Annotated in this window: 4 protein-coding genes; 1 reads left to right on the top strand and 3 read right to left on the bottom strand. The window is 62.1% G+C overall.

The window, feature by feature from the left end; genetic code table 11:
* The coding region (locus VMR39_RS23500; protein WP_325419741.1) for a dihydrodipicolinate synthase family protein at positions 1–576 on the bottom strand (576 nt) is incomplete at its 3' end.
* 149 nt (positions 577–725) lie between these two features.
* Between VMR39_RS23500 and VMR39_RS23495 the strand changes: the two genes are divergently transcribed.
* Entirely contained in the window at positions 726–1,514 is a 789-nt protein-coding gene (locus VMR39_RS23495) for a 1,6-dihydroxycyclohexa-2,4-diene-1-carboxylate dehydrogenase (RefSeq protein ID WP_024020828.1), read from the top strand.
* 19 nt (positions 1,515–1,533) lie between these two features.
* Here the strand turns inward: VMR39_RS23495 and VMR39_RS23490 are convergent, their stop codons facing one another.
* On the bottom strand, positions 1,534–2,760 hold the full coding sequence (locus tag VMR39_RS23490) for an NAD(P)/FAD-dependent oxidoreductase (RefSeq protein WP_008829811.1): 1,227 nt from the start codon (positions 2,758–2,760) through the stop codon (positions 1,534–1,536).
* A gap of 107 nt (positions 2,761–2,867) precedes the next feature.
* Positions 2,868–4,461: sigma 54-interacting transcriptional regulator (locus VMR39_RS23485; RefSeq protein ID WP_325419736.1), on the bottom strand; the 1,594-nt coding region annotated here is incomplete at its 5' end.

Below are 4,461 nucleotides of genomic sequence, written 5' to 3'. Positions count from 1 at the left end.
GATTGCGGCCAGATCGGGCAGCAGTGTGCCAACACCGATATACTTGGCAGTAACAACTTGGGGGATTTCGGCGACCTGACCCCAGAAATGGCGCGGGAAATCGAACTTGAATGCTTCGGGATTGGCATAGATTGCAATATTGATATCGGGCACCGCCTCAGCGACATCCTTGTAGAACTGGACCGCGACATCGACGCTCGGCGCGCACCACATCGGTACGCCCAGCATCGTCCCGGTCGCGCCGATATCGACTGCCTCGCGGGTCAGCGCGATGGTGTCGCGGGTGTTGATACAGGTTGTGCCGACAAACACCGGAACCCGGCCCGCTGCGGCATCTACGATAGTCTTCATAAAGACGAGCTTTTCGTCAAGCGTCATGGTCGCGGCCTCGCCCAGCGTTCCCATACTCAGGATGCCGTCGACTCCGGCCTCGATCAGGCCGTTGACCATGCGGGCTGCTTCGTCGACATTAACCGTATCAGTGGCGCGCCAATCGGTAGCACCTTCCTTGGCGGGCGTCGGCACGATCGCCCAGGCACCCTTTATATCAGCAGCAGTCAGCAGTTCACGCGCCACGCAACATCTCCCAAAGATTTTCAATCATTAGCCAATATGTAACGCATTGCCCACGGGCTTGGCAAGGGAGGAATGCGGATTTATGAAGCCGAATGTGACTAGGATTGCACCCTTCCGGCCGGACGGGTGCGGGTTTGGAGAAATCAGAGATGACAGACGCAAACGTAAGATTTGCAGGCAAGATCGCGATTGTCACGGGAGCAGCCCAGGGCATCGGCTTTGCTACGGCCCAGCGCCTAGGGCGAGAAGGCGCCACAGTCGTCGTTGCCGATCGTGCAGAACAGGCGACACTGGATGCGGTTGCGCGACTTATGGCCGAATCTGTCGACGCTCACCCCGCCATCCACGACCTCGAGCAACAGGCTGGAGCCGCTGCCCTGTACAACGCTGTAAGCGATAAATTCGGGCGGATCGACGTGGCCGTCCATAATGTCGGTGGCACGATCTGGGCCAAGCCTTATTGGGAATACACCACCGAAGAAATCGTCGCCGAAATTAATCGCTCGTTGTGGCCGACGCTGTGGTGTTGCCATGCAGTGCTGCCCCACATGCGCGCGGCGGGTCGCGGCGCGATCGTCAACATCGGCTCGGTGGCAACGCGCGGGGTCAATCGCGTGCCCTACGCGGCTGCGAAAGGTGGCGTGGCGGCGCTGACCGCTGCGTTGTCGCTGGAACTGGAGGATTGTGGCATCAGGGTAAATTGCGTGGCTCCTGGCGGGGTCAACGTGACCCGTGTCACCCCGCGTAATACCGCTCCGCATTCCGACGCGGACCGCAAGGGCTTTGGCGAGGTGATGGAGCAGACCTTGCGCGATACCCCGCTGGGTCGCTTCGGCGAGCCCGAGGAACTGGCCGCCGCGATCTGCTTTCTAGCCGCCGACGAGGCGTCCTACATCACCGGCCAAACCCTCTACGTCGCAGGTGGCGGGATCGGCTGATCCCGCCCGCCTTACGAGCCTAACCAGCCTGCTTGAGGATATCGCGGAGCGACACATCGGCATCGGCCAGCTGCGCGGCCTGGGCATTGGCTCGGCGCTCGATCAGCCGTTTGCCGATGCCCATGTCTGGGGCGCGGTTGACAGTCAGGATGCCCTCGATCATCTCGCCTGACTGGAAGAATGCGGTAAACTGGTTGCTTGCCATGTCTCCACGCAGGGTTACCTCGGCTTGCACCGGGATATGGCCGCAGAACTGGATATTGAGATCGAACTGGTCGCTCCAGTACCACACCGGCTTGCAGTAATCGACGCCCTGCCCGAGCACGGCGAGCGCCGCGGCCTGAGCCTGATCGGCAGCATTCTGGTAGGTTTCCTGGCGGATATGGCCGCCGAAGAAGCTCTCCTGTTCGGCCACGTCGCCGGCGGCAAAGACATTCTCATTGCTGGAGCGGCACCGCCGATCGACGATGATGCCGTTATTGGTGACGATGCCTGCGTCCCGGGCTAGGCTGATTTCCGGCACTATCCCGACCCCGACTACCACGGCATCGCAATCCACCAGTGATCCGTCATCGAGTTCGACCTGCGTCACCCGCCCGTCAAGCACCTTCATCGCGTTCACGCCGCGTCCGAAGCGGGTGTCGACGCCGCGCTGGCGATGTTCCTCGCCCAGCCATTGCCCGAACTGCGGCCCGAGCGCGCGAATCATAGGCGCGGCAAGCGGTTCGATCGCGGTCACTCGGCACCCCAGCTTGACCGCGCTGGCCGCGACTTCAGCCCCGATCACACCCATGCCGATGATGACGATCCGGGCGCCGTCCCTGAGGTCCGTCGCCATCCGGGTGGCATCGTCCCGGGTGCGCAGGTAATGCACGTTGGCGGCGTCGGCACCCTCCATGTTGAGCTTGCGGGCGGAACCACCGGTGGTCAGCAGGATGCGGTCGGCTTGGACCAGGTCTCCGCCCGTCAGGCGCACAGCGCTCGCCGCCAGGTCGAGCGCTTCGGCACGCGTGCCAAGCCGCATTTCGATGCGGTTGGCGGCGTACCAGGCCTCGTCATGAAGGAAGAAATTGTCCGGTACATTGGCCGGATCCCACAACACCTCCTTGGACAGGGGCGGGCGCTCGTAGGGCCGCCACGGTTCTTCGCCGATAAGGGTGATCCGGCCATCGAAGCCAGCCTGGCGCAAGGACTCCACCGCGCGGCCACCCGCAAGATTTGCTCCGACCACGGCTACCGATTTCATGCGATTCTCCCAACTTTGCGTGCTTTCCCGGTCTTATTGCCGGAAGGCGCACCTCCCTATAGACCTTCTTTGCACAATATGCAATGCGTTGCGAGAGTTAACGCGCGCTAGGCGGATTCCTGGATTTCCATTTTTTCAAGACGCAAGGCGAGCTGCCGACGGGTAAAGCCTAAGGTGCGCGCCGCGCGAGCAACGTTGCCCCCACTTGCATCAAGGGCCTCGCGGATCACCAGCCCTTCCATTTCCAGCAGGCTTCCGCCCTCATCGACGATCAGATCCAGCATCTGGCGCACCAAGTTGGCGCGACTACCAACATTGTCAACGGCGCTGATCCTGCCATCGTTGGTCATGCACATCGCCGGCTTCAATTCGAGGCCGTCGGTTTCCAAGAACAGGTGTCTGACGTCGATCGCTCGTCCGTCGTCCGCCAACAGCACGGCGCGTTCCACCATTCGCTCAAGTTCGCGCACATTGCCCGGGAAATCGTAAGCCAACAGCGCGTTAATCGCCCGCGGAGTGAAGCCCGATACTGTTCGGCCATGGCGCAGGGCATAACGCAGACGGAAGTGTTCCAGCAGCACCGGAATGTCCTCGCGGCGCTGGCGCAGCGGCGGCACCCGGACCGGTAAAGTCGATATCCGGTAGAACAAGTCGGCACGAAACGTGCCTTCCCGCACCGCCTCGTTAAGTTCCACATTCGATGCTGCGATCAATCGGACATCCACCTTGATCGTCCGCGTATCGCCGACCCGCTCGAACTCACCTTCCTGGACAGCGCGCAGAATCTTCGATTGTGCAAGTGGCGACAGTGTCGATATCTCGTCCAGGAACAGCGTGCCGCCATTGGCCAGCTCGAACCGACCGGGCCGGGCGGCAACCGCGCCAGTATAGGCCCCCTTGGCCACGCCGAACAGCTCCGATTCGATCAGCCCCTCAGGGATCGCCGCGCAGTTGAGCGCGATGAACGGCTCCGCCTCGCGCGTGCTCAGCCGATGAGCGAGCTTGGCCAGCACTTCCTTGCCGACCCCGGTCTCGCCCATTAACAGCAGCGTCGCATTGCTCGCTGCGGTGCGTTCGATCATGGTCTTGGCTGAGAGGAACGCTGCCGATATCCCAATCACCGTTTGGCCCGCATCATGCCACGTTTCGGACAGGACCAGCGGCGTCGCGGCCAATTCGAGGTCGTCCAACTGATCCCATTCGGGTTTTGGTTTGGCGTGAAGTACGCAGGCAGCATCGCCTCGCCCCGCACATTCCACTTCGCGCATGATGATCGGTTGTCCCGCGAAGGTTGTGGCAAAGCCGCTTGCAAAGCCGGTCTGCATCCAGCACACCGGATCGGTGCTGTGCCCCATCGCGTTGAGATGGATCGCCGCCTCCATCGAATCGTGGACCGTGAACCGGCCTTCGAAATGCCCCCGCGAGGGATCGTTTTCAAGAGTTTCGATCTGGGTCCAGCCGAACCCGGTCAAGGCGTGTGCCTGCGGTCCGACCGCGAATGCTTCGAGATAATCACCATCCGGGCGCAATTTCTTCGCGCCGATCGCGCACCGTGCGCCTTCGGCAAAACCGACACCCCAGAAGAACCGGCTGGCCGCTTCTAGCCCCAATTCGGCCACCAGGCGGCTGCGCCAGCTGGCCAGGGCCGCTTGGCTGAGCAGTACGCAGCGTTCACCGTCATGCCAGATCCGGCCCATTTCC

It is taken from the genome of Sphingobium sp. (genome assembly GCF_035511395.1).
In the GTDB taxonomy this organism is placed as follows: domain Bacteria; phylum Pseudomonadota; class Alphaproteobacteria; order Sphingomonadales; family Sphingomonadaceae; genus Sphingobium.
This window is presented reverse-complemented; position numbering and strand designations above follow the sequence as displayed.